At 39.1% G+C, this 25,689-nt stretch carries 25 protein-coding genes; 17 read left to right on the top strand and 8 right to left on the bottom strand.

Annotated elements, in window-relative coordinates; genetic code table 11:
• Positions 1-9: 9 nt before the first annotated feature.
• From TW85_RS15645 to TW85_RS15605, 9 genes are all read left to right on the top strand, one after another.
• Positions 10-855, top strand: a complete 846-nt coding sequence (locus TW85_RS15645; RefSeq protein ID WP_046018050.1) for an alpha/beta fold hydrolase — start codon at positions 10-12, stop codon at positions 853-855.
• A complete protein-coding gene (locus tag TW85_RS15640) occupies positions 855-2,333 on the top strand; it encodes an aldehyde dehydrogenase (RefSeq protein WP_046018049.1) in 1,479 nt (492 codons plus the stop codon). The genes TW85_RS15645 and TW85_RS15640 overlap by 1 nt, the downstream gene beginning before the upstream one ends.
• A gap of 10 nt (positions 2,334-2,343) precedes the next feature.
• Complete coding sequence (locus tag TW85_RS15635) at positions 2,344-2,835, top strand: flavin reductase family protein (RefSeq protein WP_046018048.1); 492 nt, start codon at positions 2,344-2,346, stop codon at positions 2,833-2,835.
• A 36-nt stretch (positions 2,836-2,871) separates the two neighbouring features.
• Positions 2,872-4,314: an NAD-dependent succinate-semialdehyde dehydrogenase gene (locus tag TW85_RS15630; RefSeq protein ID WP_046018047.1), complete on the top strand. Its 1,443-nt coding sequence runs from the start codon at positions 2,872-2,874 to the stop codon at positions 4,312-4,314.
• 45 nt (positions 4,315-4,359) lie between these two features.
• A complete protein-coding gene (locus TW85_RS15625; RefSeq protein ID WP_238326230.1) occupies positions 4,360-4,764 on the top strand; it encodes a carboxymuconolactone decarboxylase family protein in 405 nt (134 codons plus the stop codon).
• A 76-nt stretch (positions 4,765-4,840) separates the two neighbouring features.
• Positions 4,841-5,590 (top strand): GntR family transcriptional regulator, encoded by a 750-nt coding sequence (locus TW85_RS15620; RefSeq protein ID WP_046018046.1) that lies wholly within the window; start codon positions 4,841-4,843, stop codon positions 5,588-5,590.
• A 55-nt stretch (positions 5,591-5,645) separates the two neighbouring features.
• Positions 5,646-6,200: an NUDIX hydrolase gene (locus TW85_RS15615; protein WP_046018045.1), complete on the top strand. Its 555-nt coding sequence runs from the start codon at positions 5,646-5,648 to the stop codon at positions 6,198-6,200.
• Positions 6,201-6,331: 131 nt separating this feature from the next.
• Positions 6,332-6,625, top strand: coding sequence for a DUF1330 domain-containing protein (locus TW85_RS15610; protein WP_046018044.1), 294 nt, complete (start codon positions 6,332-6,334; stop codon positions 6,623-6,625).
• Between the two features lie 49 nt (positions 6,626-6,674).
• A complete protein-coding gene (locus tag TW85_RS15605; RefSeq protein ID WP_046018043.1) occupies positions 6,675-7,160 on the top strand; it encodes a 6,7-dimethyl-8-ribityllumazine synthase in 486 nt (161 codons plus the stop codon).
• A gap of 502 nt (positions 7,161-7,662) precedes the next feature.
• Here the strand turns inward: TW85_RS15605 and TW85_RS15600 are convergent.
• Complete coding sequence (locus TW85_RS15600; RefSeq protein WP_084616351.1) at positions 7,663-9,276, bottom strand: BCCT family transporter; 1,614 nt, start codon at positions 9,274-9,276, stop codon at positions 7,663-7,665.
• A gap of 998 nt (positions 9,277-10,274) precedes the next feature.
• Between TW85_RS15600 and TW85_RS15595 the strand changes: the two genes are divergently transcribed.
• The gene (locus TW85_RS15595; protein ID WP_046018042.1) at positions 10,275-11,309 is read left to right on the top strand and encodes an LLM class flavin-dependent oxidoreductase; all 1,035 of its coding nucleotides are present in this window, start codon (positions 10,275-10,277) and stop codon (positions 11,307-11,309) included.
• Between the two features lie 58 nt (positions 11,310-11,367).
• Here the strand turns inward: TW85_RS15595 and TW85_RS15590 are convergent, their stop codons facing one another.
• The 3 genes from TW85_RS15590 to TW85_RS15580 form a co-directional block, all read right to left on the bottom strand.
• A complete protein-coding gene (locus TW85_RS15590; RefSeq protein WP_046018041.1) occupies positions 11,368-11,793 on the bottom strand; it encodes a GNAT family acetyltransferase in 426 nt (141 codons plus the stop codon).
• 89 nt (positions 11,794-11,882) lie between these two features.
• Positions 11,883-13,796, bottom strand: a complete 1,914-nt coding sequence (locus TW85_RS25575) for a CHASE domain-containing protein (protein ID WP_162197506.1) — start codon at positions 13,794-13,796, stop codon at positions 11,883-11,885.
• Positions 13,797-14,227: 431 nt separating this feature from the next.
• On the bottom strand, positions 14,228-15,043 hold the full coding sequence (locus TW85_RS15580) for a TIM barrel protein (protein WP_046018040.1): 816 nt from the start codon (positions 15,041-15,043) through the stop codon (positions 14,228-14,230).
• A 250-nt stretch (positions 15,044-15,293) separates the two neighbouring features.
• Here TW85_RS15580 and TW85_RS15575 point away from each other — a divergent pair, with 250 nt between their 5' ends.
• Positions 15,294-16,154, top strand: a complete 861-nt coding sequence (locus TW85_RS15575; protein WP_046018039.1) for a sterol desaturase family protein — start codon at positions 15,294-15,296, stop codon at positions 16,152-16,154.
• Between the two features lie 64 nt (positions 16,155-16,218).
• Here the strand turns inward: TW85_RS15575 and TW85_RS15570 are convergent, their stop codons facing one another.
• On the bottom strand, positions 16,219-17,832 hold the full coding sequence (locus TW85_RS15570) for a methyl-accepting chemotaxis protein (RefSeq protein ID WP_046018038.1): 1,614 nt from the start codon (positions 17,830-17,832) through the stop codon (positions 16,219-16,221).
• A 487-nt stretch (positions 17,833-18,319) separates the two neighbouring features.
• Here TW85_RS15570 and TW85_RS25570 point away from each other — a divergent pair, with 487 nt between their 5' ends.
• The 4 genes from TW85_RS25570 (at position 18,320) to TW85_RS15550 (ending at position 21,555) form a co-directional block, all read left to right on the top strand.
• Positions 18,320-19,480, top strand: a complete 1,161-nt coding sequence (locus TW85_RS25570) for a YHYH protein (protein ID WP_052702238.1) — start codon at positions 18,320-18,322, stop codon at positions 19,478-19,480.
• Positions 19,481-19,601: 121 nt separating this feature from the next.
• Positions 19,602-20,471 (top strand): SDR family NAD(P)-dependent oxidoreductase, encoded by an 870-nt coding sequence (locus tag TW85_RS15560; RefSeq protein ID WP_084616349.1) that lies wholly within the window; start codon positions 19,602-19,604, stop codon positions 20,469-20,471.
• A 178-nt stretch (positions 20,472-20,649) separates the two neighbouring features.
• The gene (locus TW85_RS25565; protein WP_052702237.1) at positions 20,650-20,829 is read left to right on the top strand and encodes a hypothetical protein; all 180 of its coding nucleotides are present in this window, start codon (positions 20,650-20,652) and stop codon (positions 20,827-20,829) included.
• Positions 20,830-20,964: 135 nt separating this feature from the next.
• Positions 20,965-21,555 carry a GNAT family protein gene (locus TW85_RS15550; protein ID WP_162197505.1) on the top strand — a complete coding sequence of 197 codons (591 nt, stop codon included), beginning with the start codon at positions 20,965-20,967 and terminating at the stop codon, positions 21,553-21,555.
• A gap of 71 nt (positions 21,556-21,626) precedes the next feature.
• On the opposite strand, the gene TW85_RS15545 is transcribed toward TW85_RS15550, so the two are convergent.
• On the bottom strand, positions 21,627-22,199 hold the full coding sequence (locus TW85_RS15545; RefSeq protein WP_046018036.1) for a YceI family protein: 573 nt from the start codon (positions 22,197-22,199) through the stop codon (positions 21,627-21,629).
• A gap of 15 nt (positions 22,200-22,214) precedes the next feature.
• Entirely contained in the window at positions 22,215-22,766 is a 552-nt protein-coding gene (locus TW85_RS15540) for a cytochrome b (RefSeq protein WP_046018035.1), read from the bottom strand.
• Positions 22,767-23,188: 422 nt separating this feature from the next.
• Here TW85_RS15540 and TW85_RS15535 point away from each other — a divergent pair, with 422 nt between their 5' ends.
• Complete coding sequence (locus TW85_RS15535; protein WP_052702236.1) at positions 23,189-23,608, top strand: BLUF domain-containing protein; 420 nt, start codon at positions 23,189-23,191, stop codon at positions 23,606-23,608.
• A 243-nt stretch (positions 23,609-23,851) separates the two neighbouring features.
• Positions 23,852-24,274: a BLUF domain-containing protein gene (locus tag TW85_RS25560; RefSeq protein ID WP_052702235.1), complete on the top strand. Its 423-nt coding sequence runs from the start codon at positions 23,852-23,854 to the stop codon at positions 24,272-24,274.
• 95 nt (positions 24,275-24,369) lie between these two features.
• Here TW85_RS25560 and nhaD read toward each other — a convergent pair whose 3' ends face one another.
• Positions 24,370-25,608: a sodium:proton antiporter NhaD gene (gene nhaD / locus TW85_RS15525; RefSeq protein ID WP_046018034.1), complete on the bottom strand. Its 1,239-nt coding sequence runs from the start codon at positions 25,606-25,608 to the stop codon at positions 24,370-24,372.
• Positions 25,609-25,689: the final 81 nt, after the last annotated feature.

The following is a 25,689-nucleotide window of genomic DNA, read 5'->3' as shown; positions in this document are numbered from 1 at the left end:
GTCGTTAGTATGACTGACGAAAACAGAGTTGAGAAAACTCACCTAATATCTCCTCAAGGAACGGCTTATAGCCTAGAGGGCAGTGGTGAAAATATCGTTCTGATTCATGGCGTAGGGCTTAATCAAGATATGTGGGGCGGACAAAGTGTTACTTTGTCCGCCAATTACCAGGTGATTTGTTATGACATGCTAGGGCATGGCCAAAGTAAACAACCGTCAGATACCGCCTGTCTAAAAGATTATGCCTTACAGTTAAAGGAGCTACTGGATCAACTTAATATAGAGAAAACCTCCATTGTGGGTTTTTCTATGGGAGGGCTAGTTGCAAGGGCGTTTGCCTTACATTTCCCTCAATATTTAGAAAGTTTAGTCATTCTTAATAGTGTTTTTAACCGTACCGAAGAACAAAGAACAGGGATTCAAGCACGCACCAAAGAAGTAGCAATTAAAGGTCCATCAGCCAATGTTGATGCGGCTATTAAGCGCTGGTTCAGTGAAGAATATGCGGCTTCTAGTTCTGCTCAAATTAATGAAGTGCGAAACACGGTTTTGAATAATGATCATTTAGGTTATCTCACGACTTATCGATTATTTGCAAGTGAAGACAACTACTTAGCTGATCAAATTAGCAATATTAAAGTACCAACCTTGGTGATGACTGGGGAGCTAGATCCTGGTTCGACACCACAAATGGCACATGATATGGGTAATTTGATCGAGCATGCTCAAATTGTTGTGTTAGCCGATCAAAGGCATATGATGCCAATGGAATCGCCTAAGCTAGTCAATGAAAAACTGATGAAGTTTTTTGACTTTGTCTACTTAGCTCAACCAAATACAGAGGAGTTCATATAATGTCGTTGCAAGAATTTAATATGAGCATAGCGGGTGAATGGACGAGTGCAAATTCAGGGAAGGTGTTTGAGAGTTTAGATCCAGCAACTGCTAGCCCATGGGCACAATTTCCAGATGCCGATGAAAGCGATGTAAACCGCGCTGTTGAGGCGGCAGATCAGGTCTTTAAAAGTTCACAGTGGCGCAGTATTACCGCTACTGGACGTGGCAAGTTGCTACGAAAACTAGGTGATCTTATTGCTCAAAATATAGAAACCTTAGCGCAATTAGAAAGTCGTGATAATGGTAAATTGATTCGAGAGACACGCGCTCAAGTGAATTATTTACCTGAGTTTTTCTATTACACAGCAGGGTTAGCTGACAAGGTTGAAGGAGAGACTTTACCTTTAGATAAAACCGACATGATGGCTTATACCATTCGTGAGCCTTTAGGTGTTGTGGCAGCGATTATTCCTTGGAACAGTCCATTGTATTTGACTGCGATTAAGCTTGCTCCTGCATTGGCCGCTGGTAATACCATAGTACTCAAACCATCTGAACATGCCTCTGCGACCTTGATTGAATTAGTCAAACTAGTTGAGTTAGCCGGCATTCCTAAAGGTGTTGTTAGTGTTGTTACTGGCTTTGGTCCAAGTACAGGGGCGGCGTTAACTAGCCATCCTTTGGTGCGTAAAGTCGCTTTCACGGGTGGTGCTGCAACAGCGAAACATGTGATTAGAAGTTCTGCAGAGAACTTCGCTAAGTTGTCTTTAGAGTTAGGTGGTAAATCTCCTCAGATCGTTTTTGAAGATGCTGATTTAGACAGTGCTTTAAATGGCATTGTGGCGGGTATTTTTGCTGCATCCGGTCAGAGTTGCGTCGCTGGCTCTCGCTTACTAGTGCAACGTAGTGTTTACAGTAAGTTCTTAGATGCTCTGGTTGAAAAGGCAAACAAAATTAAGATTGGTGATCCTGCTTTAGATGAAAGTGAAATGGGGCCAATGGCAACAGCGCAGCAACTTTCAGTAGTGGAGTCTTTTGTCGAACAAGCTAAAAAGCAAGGTGCAAAATTACGCCTTGGTGGTAAGCGTGCTGATCTAGATAAAGGATGGTATTACCAACCAACTATTTTTGAGTGTGCTTCCAACAGCGACTACTTGATGCAAGAAGAAGTCTTTGGCCCTGTTGCAGCCGTGATTCCCTTTGATACGGAAGAAGAGGCTTTGGCTATGGCTAATGATTCTAATTATGGCTTGGCAGCGGGTGTTTGGACCCGAGATATTGCCAGAGCTCACCGTGTTGCTAGAGATGTGCATTCAGGCATTATCTGGGTAAATACTTATCGTGTTGTCTCTGCAATGGCTTCTATCGGCGGCTACAAGCACAGTGGTTATGGTCGAGAAAGTGGTATTGATTCTGTGTTGGCTTATACAGAGCGTAAAACCGTTTGGATTAATCTATCCAGTGACCCAATGTCAGACCCATTTGTAATGCGCTAGGAGTGTAATCATGTTGAATGAAGATTTATATAAAAAGGCACTCGGTACATTTGCATCCGGTGTCACTGTTGTTACTGCTTATGATAGCCAAGGTAAAGTGACAGGTTTAACGGCAAGTGCTTTTAGTGCGCTGTCTATGGATCCTGCACTTGTACTTGTTTGTCCAAACTATTCATCGGATACCTATCCTATATTGAGTAAAGCTAAGCGTTTTGCCATCAATATATTAAGTGCTGAGCAAACAGATGTCGCTTTTGCCTTTGCTAAAAAAGGCGAAGCTAAAGATGCGGCTATTAGCGGGTTAGATATCAGCTGTTCATCTCTTGAAAACCCTGTTATTGAAGGGGCGGTAACCGTTATTGAATGCCAATTATGGCGTGAATATGAAGGCGGTGATCATGCCATTTTAGTGGGTGAAGTTGAGTCCATAAAAATTGATGATGAGCAAACCCCAATGGTTTATTGCCAAGGCAAAATGGCTGCATGGCAAGGCTCTAATTGATCCCACCCCAACTTAGACTAAATGAGAAATATAAAAATGAATAGTCAACTTTTCAGGCAAAAAGCTTATATCGCAGGGGAATGGGTTGAGAGTGAAACAGGTGAAGTTCAGTCTATTTTCAATCCTGCAACAGGAGACTTGTTAGGAACTGTTCCAAACTTAGGGTCAGAGGATACTCAAAAAGCCATTGATTTTGCTTATCAAGCGCAAAAAGCGTGGGCGGCTAAGACAGCGCAAGAAAGATCCAGCATTTTGCGTCGCTGGTATGAACTGATGATTGCCCATGCCGATAACCTAGCCAATATACTCACGTTAGAGCAAGGCAAGCCGTTAGCCGAAGCAAAAGGTGAAATTCTCTATGCGGCCAGCTTCATTGAATGGTTTGCAGAAGAAGGTAAGCGTATTTATGGGGATATCATTCCGTCTCATAAGGCCGGTGCAAGGCTAATGGTGTTAAAGCAGCCAATTGGGGTTGTTGGTGCCATAACGCCTTGGAACTTCCCAAGTGCCATGATTACACGTAAATGCGCGCCAGCGATGGCAGCAGGGTGTCCCTTTATTGTAAAACCTGCTCCAGATACGCCTTTTTCTGCATTAGCATTGGCGGTTTTGGCCGAAGAGGCGGGTGTTCCTGCTGGCATTTTTAATGTGGTGACGGGGGATGCAGTTGCTATTGGTGGTGAGCTGACAGCAAATGATAAAGTCAAAAAGTTAAGCTTTACTGGTTCTACCAATATCGGCAAATTGCTCATGGGGCAATGTGCTAATACCGTCAAAAAAGTGTCTTTAGAGTTGGGGGGGAATGCGCCTTTTATTATTTTTGATGATGCCGATATCGACTCAGCAATTGAAGGCGCCATGGCGTCAAAATTCAGAAATGCAGGGCAAACTTGTGTCTGTACCAATCGCTTTTTAGTGCAAGAAGGCGTGCATGATCTTTTTGTCGAAAAACTGACTCAAGCAGTAGAGTCTTTACAGGTAGGTAATGGATTAGAAGCGGGTATCTCTCAAGGACCACTTATTAATGATGCGGCTATCAGTAAGATTGAAGATCATGTTGCTGATGCTATCGCAAAAGGGGCTTGCTTAAATACGGGCGGTAATCGTCATGCTCTGGGCGGTACTTTTTATGAGCCAACGGTTATTTCAGGTGTGACGCTAGAGATGAAGGTTGCGAAAGAAGAAACCTTTGGACCACTTGCTCCTATTTTTAGCTTTAAAACTGAAGAAGACGCTTTGCAAATGGCTAATGACAGCGAATTTGGTCTGGCTGCTTACATTTATACTCGTGATCTTGGAAGGTCTTGGCGTATGGGTGAAGGGCTAGAATACGGCATGGTAGGCATTAACGAAGGCATAATTTCAACAACCGTCGCACCATTTGGTGGAATTAAACAGTCTGGTATTGGCCGTGAAGGTTCTAAATACGGGATTGAAGATTATGTAGAGATTAAATACCTCATGGTGGGTGGCATCTAGCGACCTTTAAAGAATTGGTATCGCCTAAAGTGTGGAGATAAAGTAATGAAAGATATAGAAATGACAGCGTTATTTGAGAAAGGCCTAGCAACACGTAAACAAGTATTAGGTGAAGAGTATGTTAATCAGAGATTAGCCAAGGCTGATGAGTTTACTGCTGATCTACAACAGCTTGTGACTGAATATTGCTGGGGAACAGTTTGGCAACGTGATGGCTTATCATTAAAGTCTCGCAGTATGATCAATTTAGCCATGATTACAGCTTTGAATCGCCCACATGAGTTAAAAATTCATGTAAGAGGTGCTATCAATAATGGTTTGAGTAAAGTTGAGATACGCGAGGTCTTAATGCAAACCGCTATTTACTGTGGTGTACCTGCTGCAATCGATAGCTTTCGTGTTGCGCAATCTGTTTTTGCAGAAATGGATCAAGAAGCGAGTGAAAAGTAAGGCTTTTTCCTTCTTGATCAGTCTGTTGCCGTTTTGATAGTGTGATAATATAAGCGTTATTTTTGGAAGAGTGATTATGCAAAGACAGCCTCTTGGAGATTCTGTAAAAATTGAACGCACGGAAATGACCTTACGTGAAAAGGTCCTTTTAGCTTTGCGTAATGCCATTTTAAATTTTCAGTTCCTACCTGGGGATCGTCTGGTTGAACGAGATCTTTGTGACCTTTTAGGTGTTAGCCGTACTTCGGTTCGAGAAGCCTTACGGCATTTAGAGTCAGAAGGTTTGGTTGAAGACGTTGCTGGTAAAGGCCCTCGCGTTGCCGTAATTAGTATGGAAGATGCTAGAGAGATATACGAACTTCGCTGTTCACTTGAATGTATGATAGTTGAATTATTCACTATACGTGCAAGTGATGAGCAGGTGCTTGATCTTGAGTATTCACTTAAAAAGTTACATTCACGTTTAGAGAAAGGCGATATGGTGCCTATTCTTGAAGCCGTGACTGACTTCTATGAAGTACTTTTCAGTGGTTGTGGCAACCATACCGCTTGTAACTTCCTAAGACAGTTACAAGCACGTATTAGCTTTTTACGCGCAACCTCTGTATCTCAAAATAACCGCTATAAATCCAGTAGTACAGAAATGTCGAATATTGTTGACGCTATCAAAACACGTGACCCTGTGATTGCCCATGAAGCTTGTTTAAATCACATTAAACGAGCTGCTGAGGTGGCGTTAGGTGTTTTGGCTGAACAACAGGGCAATGAAGGTGTATTTGCCCAAGCCAATATCCACTCGCCACATCAGGTGCAATTTCCTAAGTAAGCTTGATTAGCAAGGTTGTTAATGCAACTTTGCTAGCTAATATTGGGCCTAATGTATGAAATTCTGTTCTGAGTGCGGCAGTGCCAATTTGGTATTGCGAAAAACGAATCACGATACCCATAGCCGATACACTTGTGCTGATTGTGAGAAGATCTTTTATCATAACCCCAAGGTTATTGCTGGCTGTATAGTTGAGCATGAAGGCAAATACCTTATGTGTCAGCGTGCGATAAAACCTAGAACAGGCACTTGGACATTACCAGCTGGTTTCATGGAGTGTGGTGAAACTGTCGAGCAGGCAGCTCAACGTGAAGTATGGGAAGAAACCGGTGCTAAAATTGAAATAATAGCCCCTTACTCTATTTTCAGTGTGCCTCAAATTAATGAGGTTTATATAATGTTTAGAGCCAAGCTTGTGACTTTTACGGATGAGCCAGGGCCCGAAACACTTGCTGCTGACTTATTGTCGGCGGACCAAATACCTTGGGATAATATATTTTATCCTGCCATCAAGGATATTTTACAACGATATATCGCTGAGAAAGAGCAGGGTACATTTGGTATGTATACGGGATGTTCTGACGAAGGTGTCGTGCATTTTATGCAATGATTCAGATTAAAATCTATAAAAAAGCGTCTTCTTAGAAGGCGCTTTTTTTTTGCGCTTAAATTGACATTTTCTAGTTATAAGATGAATTTTGCTTTGATATAATATGGTATACCATATTATATAGGTGATATATGAAAGCATATTGGATTGCATTTGTTGAGGTTGAAGACCTTGAAGAATATAAAAAATACTTAGCATTAGCGCCTTCGGCTTTGAGTGCTTACAAGGCGAATATTTTGGCACGAGGAGAGACCTTTACTGCACTTGAAGGCTTTGATGTAAACCCAAGTCGCGCAGTTGTTATTGAATTTGAAAGCTATGAAATGGCGTTAGCCTGTTATCACTCAGAAGCGTATCAGAAGGCATGCCAGCATCGTAAAGAGGCTGCAAAAGCGAAAATTATTATTATGAAAGGGGTTGAGTGATTTATCACTTAAGCACTTAGAGATAGGTTAACCAAAGGTAAGATTTGACATGACGATAAAAATAAACAATTCAGAATCTAATGTAGAAGATAAGAAAATCGCTTTCATCTATGCTTCGTGGCATGAAGAGATTGTCTTAAATTGTCTACAAGGCTTTAAAAATGAATTAATCAGCAGAGGCTACCAAGCAGAGCAAATTGATATTTTCCCCGTTCCTGGCGCTTATGAGATTCCTTTGCAAGCAAAGCTTTTGGCTCAGACTGGCCAATACCATGCTATAGCTGCGTCTGGTTTGGTGGTTGATGGAGGGATTTATCGACATGATTTTGTGGCCCAAGCTGTGTGTACTGGCCTTATGCAGGTGCAACTAGAAACGTTAGTACCTGTACTAACGGCTGTTTTAACACCTCATAACTTCCATGAGCATGCTGAACACAAAGCATATTTTAGCCGCCATTTTGTGATTAAGGGTACTGAGCTTGCTAATACATTAGATACCTCCATACGCTTAACTCAAGAAGCTAAGTCTCTGTAATAATTTTTACTGTCACTTAAATGCAAAAAAGCAGGATATTTATATTCTGCTTTTTTTATTCTAGGGATGCTGGGAATACGTCCTCCCGCTTCAGCTGATGGATTTAAACCTCTAGATTTATGGCGAGGAGGGCAACTTAAGCGTTATTCAATTTTTAAGCTCCTCAACGTAAAGAAGGGGGGGAGACTAAGTCCTTTGGATCTTTGAAAAATACCTAAACAGCATTTCAGAAAAAGTAGCACCCTGTGTTGTTACGTCTGAAAACTACCCTCGAAAAGTTCTTACACTGACTTTCTACTAATCATGCACAAAGTAACGTTCTGTGTGATACGTCTCTCCCATATTCTTTAAAAGAGTAGAGTGAGAAGAGGTGACTTAATAGTAGGTTCCCTTTTTGTATCAGCAAAATTTCAAATAGTAGAACTCTTTTGATTTATGAAGGCTTAGAAACGAAAAAATCCCCTCACTAAAACAGTGAGGGGATTTTTATTCTGCTTTAAGGTTAGCTTAGGGCAGATTGGGTTTTATGGTCTTCGTCCTTGGTTTTTTGGTTGTTAGCATGAGATGTATATTCAATCCCTTCAGCCTCGTCTCTAAAGCCTTTTACTAGAGCTACACACATTAGCAACAAGACTACCGAGAAAGGAAGTGCCGCTGCGATCGCCATTGTCTGTAATGCTTTTAGACCGCCTGCGATCAGAAGTACTGCGGAAATACCACCTAAACCTAATCCCCAAATCATTCTAAATTTCTGAGGTGGGTTTTTATCTCCAAGAGATAAAATAGTACAGATAACCAGTGTGCCTGAATCTGCTGAGGTAACAAACCAAGAGATAATCATCAAGGTAGCCAAAGCAGCCATTGGCCAAGTTAGAGCATCTACACCAATTGCTTCAATCGTACTATATAAAGCAAGTGTCATATCTGAATTAACCGCATCAACAATGCCACCTACGCCATATAGCTCCATATGAAGTGCTGTACCGCCGAAGATAACTATCCATAGGAAGCCACCTAATGGGGGAATAGTTAGTGCTGTTAATAGGAACTGGCGAATGGTTCTACCACGTGAAATACGCGCAATAAACATACCGACTAGAGGGCCCCAAGATAACCACCAGCCCCAGTAGAAGATTGTCCACCAACCTTGCCATTGTGCTCCTGGCTCAGGATCACTCCAGAATCCCATTGGAATCATATTCCAAACATAATCACCCACACTTGTGGTAAACATGCCAAGCAAGAATACAGTTGGGCCAGCAAGTAAGAAGAACAGGATAAGTATTAAGCTAATGCGAATATTCCATTCACTTAATAGTTTAATTCCTTTTTCGACACCAGAAATGGCAGATAGGGTACCAATAATGGAAATGACAACAATCAATACCACTTGAACGCTTGTTGAGATTTCTAAGCCGAATAGATAGTTAAGACCAGCATTCATCTGCGAAACACCTAACCCAAGTGTGGTTGCTGTTCCGAACAAAGTGCTAAATATAGCCAGTAGGTCTACTGCGTGGCCGATTGGGCCATAAATTTTATCGCCTAATAAGGGATAAAGGGCAGAGCGTACTGTTAGGGGAAGGCCTCTACGGTAGGTGAAGTAAGCAAGCGTTAAACCGACGACAATATAAATTGCCCACCCATGTAAGCCCCAGTGAAACAAGGTAACTCGCATTGCCATTTGAGCCGCTTCCGCTGACCCTGCTGCAATATTAGCCATATCCATAAATGGATTACCCTGATAATGGAATATAGGCTCAGCAATACTCCAGAACAAAATACCTGTACCTATGGCACAGCTAAATAGCATGGCAAACCAGGTAAAAAAACCAAACTCAGGCTTTTCATCATCTTTTCCTAATCTCAATTTACCAAAACGGCTAAAGGCAACCCAGATGGCAAAGAACAAAACTAGACTGACAACAGTGACATAATACCAACCTAGAGTCGCTTGAATCCAAGATTTGATATCTGAGTATATGCCGTTGGCAAACTCCACATTACTAATAGTGAAAATGACAAAAGCTAATACCATGGCAATGGAAGCAACTCCCATTCCTGGATGAACACCTTTGAACATTCCTTTATTGGCTAACAATTCATTGGGCTGCATATCGCATGCTCCCTTTTTTATTTTATTAATTGATGTATGCCGACCTAATTAATTAACCACCCTCTATCTGAAGGTGTTTAAAGCCTTAAGTGGCAAACCAGTATAAGTATGATGCTGCTGGTATTATGGTATACCATAATATTATTTAATAAATCAAACCCTTGTTCGCTACAAATGCAAATAATTTGAATCCAGTTCATTCTCTTTAAGAAAGGGTTTAAAACTTTTCGGTAGGAAGAGAAAAGCGACATCTGTTGGCGATTTTAAGATATGTGCTTACTCTAATATCTGCTAATTTTGAATTAGGTATGATGCTGCTTAAATATCATTCAGTTGCTGCTGAATGTATCACTTTCCCTAAAAACCTGAGAATGAGTCCTCTCGTCTCTGCGTTTGGTTAAAAGCCCCTTGATTTATGGCGAGGAGTGCAACTTAATAGTCACTCTCTTGATAAGGTCCTCAAGGTAAATTTAGGGCTTTAGGCTTTGCCCTTCGGGCCTTTGAAGAATGCCTAAACAGTATTTCAGAAAAAATATCCCCCTGCGTTCTCCCTTCTTGAAAGGTGCTTGCTTTACGTCAAAGTGAGATCTTGATTGATACTTTTTCAGAAAGATTGAGAAGAGGTAACTTAATCCTTGCTTCCTTAATAACTAAGGCTTATCCAGAGATAATGGGTATGAAGTGTTAAAAACTATATTCCTCAAGATGATTAAGCTTAATGGTGCCCTGAGCATAATTAGGTGATTCTTTGTATGCCTAATTTTGAACTAATCTTAGACTATCTCTCTATGAAGAAATGGCATAAATATAAAGAAATACTAAAAATTGCGTTAGATCAAATTGACATTCGATATTATGGTATACCATAATATTTCTAGTTCGAAAATTTGATCCCTGCTTAATGGTTTCTAAAATGGCCTACTCACCTTAAGGGTGATGTCAGGAAATTATCATGCAGATTAATTTGTAAAATAAAAATAAGAGGTTCAATTGAATCAATGAAATTTTCTCTTTTTATGCAAATGGAACGTTTTGATAACAGCAAAACACACAAACAATTATTAGATGAGATGGTTGAGTTAGTTCAAATCGCCGAAGCCGGTGGTTTTGAAACAGTTTGGGTGGGTGAACACCACTCGATGGAATTTACCATTGGCCCTAATCCTTTAAGCTTCTTATCCTATTTAGCCCCATTAACATCTTCAATCCGCTTAGGAGTAGGAACATTTGTGGCGCCATTCTGGCATCCTATTAAATTAGCCAGTGAATCTGCTTTAGTTGATATTATGTGTGATGGGCGTCTAGAGTTTGGTATCGCTCGTGGTGCTTACCAATACGAATTTGATCGTATGCTTGATGGTGAAGCGGCCTCTGATGGTGGTAAATATCTAAGAGAAATTGTGCCTGCAGTGCAAAAATTATGGCAAGGCGACTATGCTCATGAAGGTGAGTGCTGGCGTTTTCCTACATCAACATCGGTTCCTAAGCCGTTGCAAAAGCAGCCGCCAATGTGGGTAGCTGCTCGTGATCCAGATTCTCACAACTTCGCGGTTAAGAATAACTGCAATGTTATGGTGACACCTTTATTCAAGTCAGATGAAGAGGTCGATAGCTTGGTAGATAAGTTTGATTCTGCCTGTGCCAATAACCCAGATGTCGCACGTCCAAAAATTATGTGTTTAAGACATACTTACCTTTATGAAAATGAAGGTGATTGGCTAGTCGGTGTGAACGGTATTAGAAATTGGTATTCGCATTTCTCAAGTTTATTCAGAAACCAGTTAGTGCCAGTTGATGGTTTTTGTGCGCCGATTAGCGAAGATGAGCTTGATACCATGCCTGACTTTAATCGTGAAACGCTTAAAGAGAACCTTATGATAGGTACTCCAAATACTGTGATTGAAAGGCTTAAGCATTATGAAGAGCTTGGAATTGATGAATACAGTTTTTGGACGGATAACAGCTTATCCCATGAAGAGAAGAAAGCATCATTAAAACTTTTTATTGAAAAGGTTGTACCTGAGTTTAACTAATTATCTCAGACATTCACCTTTGAAATTTACCTGAGAAAGTTATCCTCTCAGGTAAATTTCATTCTAAAAAGACCCCCATACTCATTCTCTCTTCTACGTGAAAGCCTAAGCTCTGATAAAAACTCGCCACTTCAGTATTATCTGCTCTAATTTGTAAATTTAACTTAATACAACCCAGACTTTTTAATTCATCAATTGCGCTTTGTATGATGCGTTGGCCTATACCACGTCTTCGGTGTGAAGGTGAGACGGCTACAGCATATAACCAATCTCTGTGGCCATCGTATCCCGCCATGCAGGCCGCCACAATTTTGTCTTCCTCTTTTGTGATAAAGACGAGGTCGTCTACTTTAAGCTTTGCACTGAGCATCTTACTAGGCTCATTATGTGGTGGATCATTTGGGAAAATGTCACGCCAAAATTCAATGAGTTGAGTATGATCACTCTGTGTTAATTTTGATGTATTCAAGTTTTGTATATCCATGCTTTTTTGCCAAACTCATTTTCTTAAATAGTGTTAATTATTGCTTATAGAAAGCGTGCCTTGATAAGGGATAAATTAACATAGCATTATTAGTTTTTTTCCATATCAGTTAAGCGTTTAGGCCAGTCAAAAAAGAAGGTAGAGCCTTGTCCAAGTTCAGATTTGACATAGACACTACCACCATAGGTATTAACCACTTTTTTGATTAACGCTAAACCCATTCCACTGCCTTCTACCTTGTCTCTAGGCTCAAGTGTTTTAAACATTTTGAAAATTTGATCAAAATGCTTAGCTTCAATACCCGGGCCATTGTCTTTAATCGAAAATGTAAAAGCATCTGCTTGCTCAGTACAATTGAATTCAACATGGAGGTTTTCTCTGTTGCTATGCTTGATCGCATTGCCAATTAGATTTCGGATAATGAGCTCAAATTGTGCTGTTACATCAAGCTCTTTTGGAAAAGCGGAACCAAAGCTCAGCTTACAAGCACTAGAAGGTGCGTTGAGCATAAAGACATTTTGTATCAATTCTTGGCTATTCACTTGGGTCAGTTTCTCTTCATGGCGACCAACTTTTGAATACTCTAGTAGGTCTATCAAGAGTTTTTCTAACCTATAAATTCGCTGTCTGATTGCAGTTAAATGCTTGGGTACATCTTCCATTTTGTCCGCATCTATATCTTCTTCTATCCAACTTGCTAGCTGATCAATCCCTCGAAGAGGCGCTTTTAGATCATGGGAGACAACATAGGTAAACTCATCTAATTCTTTATTAGATTTAGTGAGCTCTTTACTTTTATTTTCTGCTTCTTCTTTTTGCTGTTTGAGTGCAGACATTAACTCACTCAGCGCTTCGCGATTCTGGGTGAGCTGATTCACATTTTTATTGAGTTCAGCATTATTAACCGCTAATGAACGGGTTCTTTCATGCACTTTAGCTTCTAAATTTTGGTTGTAGTCCTGAATTTCTGTATTGAGAATTTTGAGTTGTAAACTATCAAATGAAATGCGTGAAAGCGCATAGGCTGAGAGCCCAAGCAAAGCACTGATAATAAAACTAATGAGTAGTGCCCATGAATAAATAGTAGGGCTTAACACTTGATGGCTTAAGGTAGGGTTCATGGTAAAACCCAGTTGCCAAGTTCTTTGAGGGACTTGAATATTAAATGAAAATTCGGGTTCAGCTATTTGGCCAAGTAACATTGGATTTTTATCTGTATTAAGGTCTTTCAGACTTAAGATCAAGCCTTCTGCTTTTGCCTGCTTAAGGATAGAGCTTAATAGGCTGTTTATTTGAAATACTCCGAGTACAAAACCTCTGAGTTCTTCCCTTCTTAATAGTTGGGAAGAGGGGATATCACCTTTAAGGTAAATAGGCGCAACCATTAAAAAGTCCTTTGAGGACCCTTTAGCTTGCACCAAGCTTATCTGATCTGTTGTGGTTATTTCTCCTTTATCTCTGGCATGCTCCAATGTCACTTTACGAGCCATATTAGAGCTAAGGTCAAAACCTAAAGCATTTTCATTGCCTATATAGGGCTGCATATAGGTAACAGGGAAATAGACGTCTTTGGCTGGACTTTTTTGCCGTAAGCCTTCAGGAGAAAAGGATGTGATAGAGAAATGTTGAAATTCGGACTGCTGCTTCTTAACAAAAGCTTCTCTGTATGACGTAGCAACTTTAGGAATCCATTCGAATGCGCGGATATAATCAACCCCTTGTAACATGAATTGGGTAAACTGATTAAATTCGGAGCGGCTGACCTCTTGATGTGTGTTAAAAAATGATTGAAGTGTATAGAGGTCAAAAACACTACGATTGATAATTTCTTGTAAATCAACCGATATCCTCTCGCTTTTAGCAAGCAATGTATTTCGGTTCGTTTCAACAATGGCTTGTTTAATATTTGCAGAGAAAAATAGACAGGCAGAAATGGAGACAATAAATACAAAAACGCCAAAACTGGCGGGCTTGGCAAAAATCAGCCAATTAAATTTACTCATAAGATCCTTCTCAACATTATTATTGATTGCGTCGCTAGTGAAGCTGTAATTAAGCATCCAATTTAAAAGCCTTTCTTTAAGGAGGGCCTTATCAATTGAGCCATTATTAACTTGTATCCATTGCCATAAATCTAGGTGTTGCAATTAGCTTGCTAGGGTGGGAAGGACTGATCCCTAGGTTCCCTTAGATATTTTCAAGGTAATAATGACTTGAGACTAGCTTGCTTATTTATTTAGTCTAAATTTTAATCTAATGGCTAAGTGGCAGGCTTAATGAGTCGCTTCCTAAAGATCAGTTTAGCTTATTTTAAAATGAGATAATTAGCTTGTTAGAGTAACTAATTGTAGTTAGAAGAAGAGAAGGCTATTGATTCAAACGCTCCATAAATATGTCTTCATGGTTTAGTTGGCGAATAATAGCCCTTGTTGGGTTAGTTCAACATGGCGTTAAGTTTATTCTTGATAAAGAGGTTTGCTTGCCAAATATCAGTTAGGTGCTGGCCATTAGAGTCAGTATGGGCATATGGGTAAGGGCCAAATTCAGGTGTAATAGTAAAACAGTCTTGAGACCTCAAGGCCGCTTTTTCCATAACTTGTTGCCATAATTCACAGTGATTATTTACCTGAGCTTCCCATAGTGGGTTTGCAGGGTCAGTAACCTGAGGACCTTCTTCATAACCGACTCTGGCATGCACATGGTGAACATGGGTAAAGAGCTTTTCTAAACGTTCCTTTTGATCAGATAAGTCTGATTCGTGGACTACCATCCAATGGCTAATATCCAAATTGAGTTTTAATTCAGGTAGAGCATCAATAATTTGCTCTGTTCCTAATGTACTAAAGGTAGGTCTAAATCTATGGGTTTCATGGGTGATAGCAACGCCATGCTTTTGCTCTAATGATAGGGCGTGTTGAAAAATTTTGAGATTATCTTTAAAACTAAAAATATCTCTACCTGTATGGCTATTGATTAACTTAGGCTTAAATTGAATGGCATGCTGGATTTGCTCATCCATAGAACGAATATGATCTTCTGCATTATCGCCTTGAGTACCTATGCCTGTGATAATGTCTAAACCTTGAGATTCATGCAAGGCCAAGGTTTCTTGGGCATCAAGAGGGAAGAAAGGTAAAAACAGTTCTGAGCCTTGATAACCTTCTGTTTTGATTTTTACCAGTAACTGGCTTAGGTCATCCAAGGTGTTGCATTCGGCTTCCCAAAAGGATTTGTGGAAATTAAATTTCATTGATCTTATATCCTGAGAAAAATTGCTTACCTTTTACGTTAAAAAGCATTGTAAAACAAGGTTAAATGTCTATATCGAAGTTTGGTTCTTTAATTAAAAGCCAGTTGAGAATCGGCGTCAATTTGAGGAATGTCTGGTATTAGTAATAGGTATAAACAGACTTTTATTATGTTTATTGGTTATGTCTTATCGCTTGTGTATGATGAATGTTAATTAGCATTTCATAAAATAACGAGAATAGGTCTAAACCATGGATGTTGAAATTATATTAATTGCTTTAAGCCCGATATTTTTAATCTTTATTGCCTATGAGTTTTTGAAGCATCGCCAGAATTATGTGATTAAAGATAGTCTGGCAAATACGGCTCTGGCGTTAATGCACCAAGGTGCTGATGCGATTGCTTTACTATTTTTAATGCCCATTTTTTATTGGCTATATGAGTTTAGATTACTCGATATTGAACTGAGCTTTCTTAGTCTATTTTTTGCTTTCTTGCTGCAAGACTTTTTGTACTACTGGTTTCATCGAGCATCTCATCATATTCATTGGCTTTGGTCGGCTCATGTGGTCCACCATAGTTCCACAGAAATGAACTTTTCTACTGCATTTAGACAAAGTATCATGTATCCGATAACAGGTATGTGGTTATTTTGGATGCCAATGATCTTAATTGGTTTTGATCCAAAAATCGTCTTCACCGTTGTGGCGCTTAACTTAGCTTTTCAGTTTTTTGTTCATACCAAGATTATTGGCAAGTTAGGTATGTTAGAGAAGGTGTTTAACACGCCGTCGATTCACCGAGTGCATCATGCTGTTAACCCTGGCTATTTGGACAAGAACTTTGCTGGTGTGTTGGTCATTTGGGACAGAATGTTTGGCACTTATGCTGAGGAGCAAGATGATAAACCTTGTCGTTATGGCATTGTTGGTCAAATTGATACTTACAACCCAATCACGATAAGCTTTCATCAATGGCTTTATATGATAAAGGCGACTCTTAGTGCAAAAGGCCTGAAAGCGAAAATTAAGGTCTTATTTGGTTATCCGACAAGCTCTGTTAGTCATGAGAAAAAAGATCAAACGAATGTTAAATCAGAAGCTTTTGAATAATTGATTTTTTATTAAAAACAAAAAACAGCCACTGGGGCTGTTTTTTTTGCTTCAAATCAGGCTGCTAAACTTTAAAGCGGCCAACAACTTGATCAAGTGCTTGATACAAATGATCCACTTCATCCGCTTGTTTACGGCTTGCATCTACAACATTCTTAGCGGCATTGGTCTGTTCATTAAGAGAAGACATGCTCTGGCTTATCATGTTGGATACATTGGATTGCTCTTGAGTTGCTTTGGCTGTCTGAGATGACATCTTTTGAACTTTAGCAAAGGATTCTTGTAGCTCGGTAAAAATGGTATTTACCTGATCGATATGACTAACGGTTTCATCTGCTCTTTCTTTACTGCGTATGATGGCCGAGGAAGCATGACCGACATTGGATTTTAGTTGTTCAATCATGTCTTGAATATCATTGGTACTATCTTGAGTACGTGTTGCTAGTGTACGTACTTCGTCTGCAACAACTGCAAAACCGCGACCTTGTTCACCAGCACGTGCCGCTTCGATTGCTGCGTTCAATGCCAGTAGGTTAGTTTGCTCTGCTATGGTTCTGATTACTTCAAGCACATTGGCGATATTCTCAGAGCTTTGCTCTAATAATTGAGATTGATTCAAGGCGCCATCAATGTCAGTCACTAGCTCATTTATCGCAGTATGTGACGCTTTAACCGCATTGATACCTTGGTGTGTCATTTCATCTGAATGACGTGCTTCAGAAGAGGTTTCTTCAGCCATACTTGCCATTTCTTGGTTGGAGCTATTCATCTCATGGCCAGCATTCACTGTTGAATCTGATGCCTGACCCAAAGCTTGAGTAATAGACTCTGTTTGTTTCGCACTCTCAATAAGGTGACCTGTAACACTTCCTAAAGCGACTGATTGAGTTTGTACTGTGGCAATTAACTTTTGCAGTTTATCTACAAAGTTATTGAATTCATGGGCAAGGTCGCCAATTTCATCATTACTATTTGGCTCAATTCGTGCTGTTAAATCACCATCACCTTCAGCAATTTCACGGATACGTTGAGTTAGACTATTGATGTTATGAGTTAAACGTTTTGGCATGGTGTAGCTGATGAAGATAACAATTAAGCTAGCAACAGCAAGGATCGCAAACGTGAAGTTACCAAATTCAAGTACGTCAGATAGTACTTTCTCACGTGACGCCTGAGCGGTTGCAATGGCTTGGTCACCTGCCATTTTTAAACGAGTACGGATATGATCAAATAATTGTTCAGCTTCAGCTTCAAGAGCCTGATAGTTAGGGTCATATTTGCCTGATTTAATCAGTTTGTTGGTTGCTTGATGCCAAGCTTCTAATTGATCATTCAGGTCACCGAAGTCTTTTTGAATCTGTGGATTGACTGACATATGACCTAGGTATTCATCGATTCTAGCAGTAGCTTCTTTAACCTTGTCTGCATGTATTTTGTGTTGTGTTGGTACATCACCAATTTGGCTTAATAAATTAAGTTCGGCTACTTTGGCCTGATAAAGATTACTGTCTGCTTTTAGCACACTTGAAATAGCGCTTTGGTATCGACCTGATTGTTCTTCTAATGCCGTTTCTTCCATGACGATTAATCGATCAAACATAAACAGAGCAAGTATAAAGGTCATGGCGAGGATAAAAACGGGGATTGAGCTTTTTACTCTAATAGACTTTAAAGACATAAGAAAACTATCCAAACTGATGAAAATTTTATTGCTGATAGGACATTTTTGATTAAAGAGAGTTCATTAAACTTCTTTGATAAAAAATACCTACTTGATCTTTCTTTCCTTGCAAAATGAAAGTGATAGGAGAAAGACACTAACTCAACAAAATGACGTAATAGCAGCTTAACAGAAAACGCTAACAATGGTATCTGAGAATACAATTTAAACCTTATGTTCTAACGAGTTAGCTCACTAAGTTTTAATGTGATCTATATCCTGCTGGTGCTTTATCATGTCGCAAATGTAAGTAAAAATTTTACTTTAAGTTTCTTTCTTTGCAGCATAAAACTTAGTTTTCTTTAAGCCTTTATGCCAGTCATTTTATGTTTTAAATAGCATTTAATTACTCAGCTGAGGTTTCATTCACTTCTTCATCAATTAGCCCTGTGTTTGATTAAGAATAATAAGGCAAGAAATAGGCTAAGTTAATCATGGAGAAGCAGTGGATTTAGCTAAGTTGGCTAGCGGGCACATTAAGTATCTTTATACTGATGGCTTGGGTTATGTGAATGAAGGAAGAGTAACAATGAATATAAAATACAATTCTATCGTAATGGCTTTTGTCGGCTACTTGTTAGCTACATCGACCTATGTTGTGGCACATACTATCGATGAAAAAATAGCTGACTGTAAATGTGATCAGGCCTGTTATACGGACGAGGTAAGTGATTTAACTTGCTCTGGTTCGAGCTTCTCATTTAAGTCACATAGCCTACCTGATGAAAGCCATACACTTATGATTGGAATTACAGGTAATAACCAACAGTTTCCTAGTAAACATAATATGGAAATCCGATTGCCACTTAACCCTCTGCAAGCGTCTAGAGTAACTCAAACAGAACCGGGTGCTGTTGGTATTGCTGTAAATGGTGTACCTATTTTTGACCCAAGTACACAGGGGCCCAAACAATCCTCAGGTAAGCCTGTAAGCGCTGCAACAGCAGGAGAATTAGATGAATGTGGCGGTCATGCGGGCCGGGGTGATGACTATCATTATCATATTGCACCTAAATGTTTGATTAATGAGTTAGGTGAAAAAGCCATTGATGAAAGAAAACAGCCTGTTGGTTATGCTGCCGATGGCTTTCCAATTTTGGCTTTAGGCTGGTTTGATAAAAGCAATGATATAGAAGCTAAGCTCGATGAGTGCCGTGGCGCGACTGATGTAAGTGGTCAGTATTTTTATAATATTGAGAGTCAAGGGGACTATGCCATTTTGGATTGCTTGAAAGGGAAAGAGCAGAGATTTGCGCGAGATAAGTGGGTACATAGAAAAGACTCAAAGGGTAAAGAAATACAGGGTATGCCAGTTAAATTAGCGGTTACTGACTATCAGCAAATAGAATCGAAAGGGAAAACTTGTTACATCATGTCAGGCACTTTATCAGATGAACAGATTTTAAAGGCTAATGGCGGAGTACAGAGAGTTAAGCAATTAGAAGGAAGTATTTTCTATTGTAGTACGAGTTGTTATGGCCAATTTACCGAAACAAGAAAAGCAAAAGCTAGAGGTCGTACTAGTATGTTTGATAGTGAGGTGAAAGGGTGCGCAAGTGACTTTATCGCCCTAAAGAATAATGGATTTTTAGAATTTTCTAATTAAATCATACTGATATGCCATATAACTGAAGAGGCATTAATCTCCTTTCTGCTTTGATATAGACTCTTTGTGAAACACAAAGGGTCTTTTTTATGACCAAATTATTCTCAAGCAAGGAATCACTATGACTTTATCTTTTACTTCACAGGTTGCGATTATAACCGGAGCAGGTAACGGCTTAGGCCGATCTCATGCATTAGCATTAGCACAACGTGGTGCCAAAGTTGTTGTTAATGATGTCGGTGGTGCTAGGGATGGAAATGGCGCCTCTAGCAAAGCTGCACTTGATGTTGTCGAAGAGATACATGCATTAGGTGGGGAGGCCTTTGCTCATGGTGCTGATGTGACTAATTTTGAAGAAGTAGAAAACATGGTTCAGCAAACTATCGAACGCTGGGGCAGGGTAGACATACTGATTAATAATGCCGGAATTTTAAGAGACAAATCTTTTAGTAAAATGGATCTAGACGATTTCAGAAAAGTGATAGATGTTCATCTAATGGGCTCCGTAAATTGCTGCAAGTCTGTTTGGCCGCATATGCAAGCGCAAAACTACGGTCGTATTATGATGACCACATCGTCAAGTGGCATGTATGGCAATTTTGGCCAGTCAAACTATGGTGCTGCAAAGATGGCAGTATTAGGGTTAATGAATACACTCGTTATAGAAGGTAAGAAGCATAATATTTTGGTTAATGCCTTGGCTCCAACTGCTGCAACACGAATGACGCAAGATTTATTGCCTCAGTCAGTGTTAGATATGCTAAGGCAAGGGAGCCTGCGATTAAGTCACCTCTTCTCAGTCTTTTCAGAAAAAGCGTCAAGCAAGGCGTCACTTTGCCACTTTTTTCTGATAAGAGCTGTAGGTACCTTTCGAAAAGGGACAACACAGGGTGGCGCTTTTTCTGAAATGCCGTTTAGGTATTCTTCAAAGACCCAAAGGGCGTGGTCTAAAAGCCCTATCTTTAAGTTGAGGGCCTTATCAATAGAATAACTATTAAGTTACGCCCCTCGCCATAAATCTAGGCGTTTTTATCCACACGCTGAGGCGGGAGGACTTATTCGCAGGTTCCCTAGACGCTGTAACCGCTGGAGCTTTAACTCTTTGTCATCAAGATGCACCAAACCGCTTTATATTATGTGCGGGAGCTGGTGGTTATTCCAATACTAGGTTGCTTGAGACTGAGGGAATATTCTTAGCACCTGAAGAGCAAACACCAGAGCAAGTAAAAATTAATTGGTCTGAACTGATTGATTCTGGCAAACAAGAAGAGTATCTAGCGGGCGCTAAACAAGCAGAGAAATTTTTAATGAAAGCCATGTCTTATGTGCAAAAGCAAAATAGAGACTAGTTTCTGACATATTGGCTTATCAGCCATTAGAGCTATTTTATCTAATGAAATTGATTTATGTGAATTAAGCCTAGTTATGCTGGCTTCTGAGCTATCCTATGAGTTAACTCAATCTGAATGAGATAATCTCATATGATGGAAGACGGTATTATAACGAGCTCTCGACTTTTGTTACGCAAAATAAGGCGTGCAGATATTGAGCAAATTTATGATATTTTCTCGAATGATAGAGTTACTGCGCTGTATGATTGTGATTCTTTTACATCAAGGCAACAAGCGGAGCGCTGGTTGGATTGGAATATATCTCTATATAAGGATAAAGGTATCCATGGTTTTCGATGGGCCATTACCCTTATTGAGGACCCTTGTACCTTAATTGGTAGCTGTGGTGTGCATTGTGTGAATGCCAAATTTCATTCCTTGGAGATTGGTTATGAGCTTCATCCCGACTATTGGGGGAAAGGCTTAGCAAGTGAAGCGATAAACCTCTTGATGAAAACCTGTTATGAGCAGAATTTTCCCATTAAACTTAATCGCATCACGGCAATAACACATCTTTCTAATTTTGCTTCTATTTCTTTATTACAAAAATTAGGCTTTCAGCAAGAAGGCATATTAAAGGAGTACGGTTTTTGGAAAGGTGAATATCAAACGGTAAGGTTATTCTCCTTATTAAAAGAAGACTGGAAAAAGGGTATATTTTCCATCGATAATTATTGTGTTTAGTCACATTATACCAGACATAAAAAAACGAGCCTGAGCTCGTTTTTTTATTCAATTAAATCGTATTCAAACTATTACTGACGAATACCTTCAATATGAAGCTCAAGCTCTACGTGAGTAGATTGTGGCCCTAGAATTTCTTGCATACCAAACTCTTTTAGACCAACGCGTGTTGTGCCGCTAAAACCAGCACGGTAACCGCCCCATGGATCTTTACCTTCACCAATTTTTTCAGCGTCGATGGTGATTTCTTTTGTTACACCGTGAAGTGTTAATGAACCTTTAACTTCGATCTCGTTGTTACCTAAGTCTTTGAAAGATGTACTTTCGAAAGTAGCTGTACCAAACTTACTTGTGTCTAAAAAGTCGTCGCTACGAATGTGCTTATCACGTTCTGCGTGGTTTGAGTTAAAGCTAGTTGTATCAACGACAACACTTACTTTTGATGCACTTACGTTGTTTTCGTCATAAGTGAAATCACCTTTAAAGTCATCAAAACGGCCAGTTAGCCAGCTATAACCAAGGTGTTTGATTTTAAAGTTAATAAAAGCGTGAGCACCTTTAGTGTCAATAACATAATCAGCAGCGTTAGCAATTGGAGCCAACATTGCACCAGTTAGTGCAGAAACAAGTAGTAATTTTTTCATTGTAATCCTCTAGGTTTATTTTTGTTTGCGATAACCCAACATACGTTTGAGGGTAATGTCTTTATCAATAAAGTGATGTTTAAAAGCGCCGAGAACGTGCAAAGCAACAGCCCCAACAAGTGTGTAAGCCGCATACTCATGTATTAGGCCAGAAATATCTTCTTGATCGGCAAAAAGCTCTCCTAAGCTTGGTACCTGAAAAAGTTCGAAAACATCTATGCCTCGACCATCAGCAGTGGAAATAAGGTAGCCACTTATCATGATGCCAAAGGTAAGAAGGTATAATAGTTGGTGTACTAGGTGACCGAGCGTACGTTCAATTTTGGTATAGTGCTCTAATGGTTTTGGTTGAACCTGTACTAATTTCCATATTAGTCGTATCGACATTAAGGCGAATAAAATAATACCAATACTTCTGTGTAAATCTGGCCCTGTTTTATACCAAGGGTCATAGTAACTCAAATCAACCATCCAGAACCCAAGTCCAAATAGTCCAATAATCATGATAGCGGCTATCCAATGTGCTCCGATAGCAAACCAGCCATAATGATGTTCTGTGTTTTTCATGTCTTTCTCCGCAAGATGGTTTCTTGCTTATTTGTGTCTCTAACTATTAAAGCAGATCTTAGAAGACATGCTTTACTTAATATGGTTCAAAAAAACTAAAATTATCATATCGCTAATTTTATTCTTCATTAACAGGGTATTTGAAAATTCATTGTTTCCATATATAGGCTAATTAACTGAATTATCTAAAAATCTTCACACAATTAAGGAAATAAAAAGATAAAAACAAAAGAAAACCCGATTTTTAGCAGTTTTATTTAAAGAAATTGATAGTAATCTTAAATAAGTTTTTTCTAATTTAATGAGGTTTTAGTTTCAGAATAAATTACTTTTGAGCCATTTTACCCTTTATTTATCTCATTGGAGGAAGGGAAGGCTTTCAAAGCGATGCGTTATCACTATATCGAGAAAAGGATAGATTTATGTATGAGCTTTTATACACGAGTGTTGCACGAAAAAAATTAACCGAAGATGCGCTATTAGACATTATGACTGACGCAAAAAAGAATAATAGTGCAATGGGGGTCACAGGTATGCTGGTTTACTATGATTGTGAAATTATGCAAATTTTAGAAGGCGATAAGCTAGCAGTTGAATCTCTGTATAAAAAAATCAGCCGAGATGAAAGGCACTCATTGGTTGAAGTGTTTTACAGTGGAGAGATTAAAGAAAGAGCCTTTAATAACTGGAGTATGGAAAGCGTTATCTTAGATGAGCAGAAACTTAAAAAATACCTTTATAGTGATCATGAACTAGTGCCAGAGAATCCACTGCAGCATATGGTTAAAAGTAACCCTAACCAAGGTAAGAAAATTTTTTTAACACTTAGAGATACGTTGTAACTACTTTAATATCTTTGCTGATCTGATTCATCCTCTTAAATTATTACTGTTATTTTGGTATGAGAATGAATGAGTGGGATATGTAGTGGCTTAATAAAACTCTTTCTTATTTTACATGTTCACACTTTAAAAGTTTAATTAATGACTTCACTGCGGCCTTCACTAGCGTAGCTAATAAATTAAGCTAGACTCTTTTATGTTGTACTTTACGAATTAAGTGTTACAAAGATAAAAGGATTTAGCATGTTTGAACTTTTATACACCAGTGTATCGCCCGAAGGGTTATCTGAAGAAGGCTTGTTAGAAATACAGCTAGAAGCCCAAAGAAATAATGCATCTAAGAATATTACTGGAATGTTGGTCTATTACGACAGAGAAATAATGCAATTAATAGAAGGTGAACAAGAAGCAATTGAAAGCCTCTATGAGAAAATTCGTAATGATCCTAGGCATATGCTGGTTGAAATATTCTACTCTGGCCAAATAACAGAAAGAGCATTTAAGGATTGGTCAATGGAAGTTGTGATGCTTAATGAGCAACACCTTAAAGAGTATCTCTATAATGGAAAAGCGTTAGTAAATGAACTCCCTATACAAAAAGTTATTAAGAAAAATCCAAACCAAGGAAAAAAAATGTTTCTCTCATTAAGAGACTCTTTATATTAACTTTCAGTATTGTCTTTTTAGTATTTAATCCAAAAATTATTGACGCTTATTAAGGTGATACCATCATTGGCATCACCTTAATAGCATACTTATGCTTATAACATCCTTACTGCTAAGAAATAGCTTAACCAGTAACCTACAGAGTAAGCTACTAGCAAATAGCCAAACATAGATAAATAGCTTATAAAGTTAAGTTCTTTTACTTTGCTCATGGCTATTATTCCTGCTGCGGAGCCGATCACTAACATAGAGCCACCAACTCCCGTTGCATACGTCATGGATAACCAAGACGCCATGTTCATCTCAACATTCGCTTTTAAAACGGCTGCAGTTAAAGGCACATTGTCAATTAAGGCTGATGAGATCCCTAGTAGGAAGTTTGCGTACTCAACAGGCATAAAGTCGTACAGGCTCGTTAAATAATCTAGTAGCTTAATCTCTTTTAAAATACCGACGATCAATAAAATGCCTACGAAGAAAAGTAAGGTATCAAATTCAATTTCTCGAATATAGTTAAGTATGCTTCTATCTGTTTTACGCAAAAGGTATTGAGCAACGAGAAACATGCAGCTTAAGCCAAACATGAAAGTAAGCACAGGCGGTACTTGGAAAAACGCATTTAGTAGCAAAGTGGAAAGAATCGTTGCTAAGAAAATAATTGAAATAATGATATCTGTTTTTTCAATAGGTTTAGTTTCTGCTGAAAAGCTCACACGACCTCTCATACGAACAGACATCATAGCGGCAAGTACTATGACACCACATAGAGATGGCCCAACTAATAGTAATAAGTTAGGAATACTGACTTTACCTGCTAAAAATATCATTAGGGTGGTTACATCACCTGTGATTAAGGATACACCACCACTATTTACAGCGAAAATAATTAAGGTTGCGTATTTAAGACGCTTTCGTGCTTCAATTTTTAAGCTGGTGATCACCGCTAGGGAAACCAGTGTTGCTGTAACATTGTCTGCAAATGATGAAAAGATAAAAGCGAAACAACCTAATAATACCATTAAGGTTCTTTCATGGAGTTCCCCTGGGAGCAACCTTTGCACCAGACTCGATATAAAGCCTTTACTATTTAGATAGGCTACGAATGTCATTGCTGACATCAAGAAAAGCCAAAGAGTCGCAATTTCTAATAAGTTTTCATTGAGCTGCTTGCTTATCTCGTGTGCAGGCACACCATGAATAGGGAATACATAGGCTAAAATCCAACATAAAGTACCGATAAATAAGGTCGATTTAGCCTTATTTATATGGATTACTTCCTCTAATACCACCATTAAAAACGCGATAATGGCTAATATACCTATCACTGCAACCATGAAGATTTAATTCCTTAAGAAATATGTGTGTAATTGGCGCGCAGTCTACGCCTATGAAAAGGATTGAACAAGATTCAGGCA

This window comes from Marinomonas sp. S3726, from assembly GCF_000967665.1.
Taxonomy (GTDB): Bacteria; Pseudomonadota; Gammaproteobacteria; order Pseudomonadales; family Marinomonadaceae; genus Marinomonas.
The sequence above is the reverse complement of the archived record's forward strand: the minus strand, read 5'-3'. Positions and strand labels throughout refer to the sequence as shown.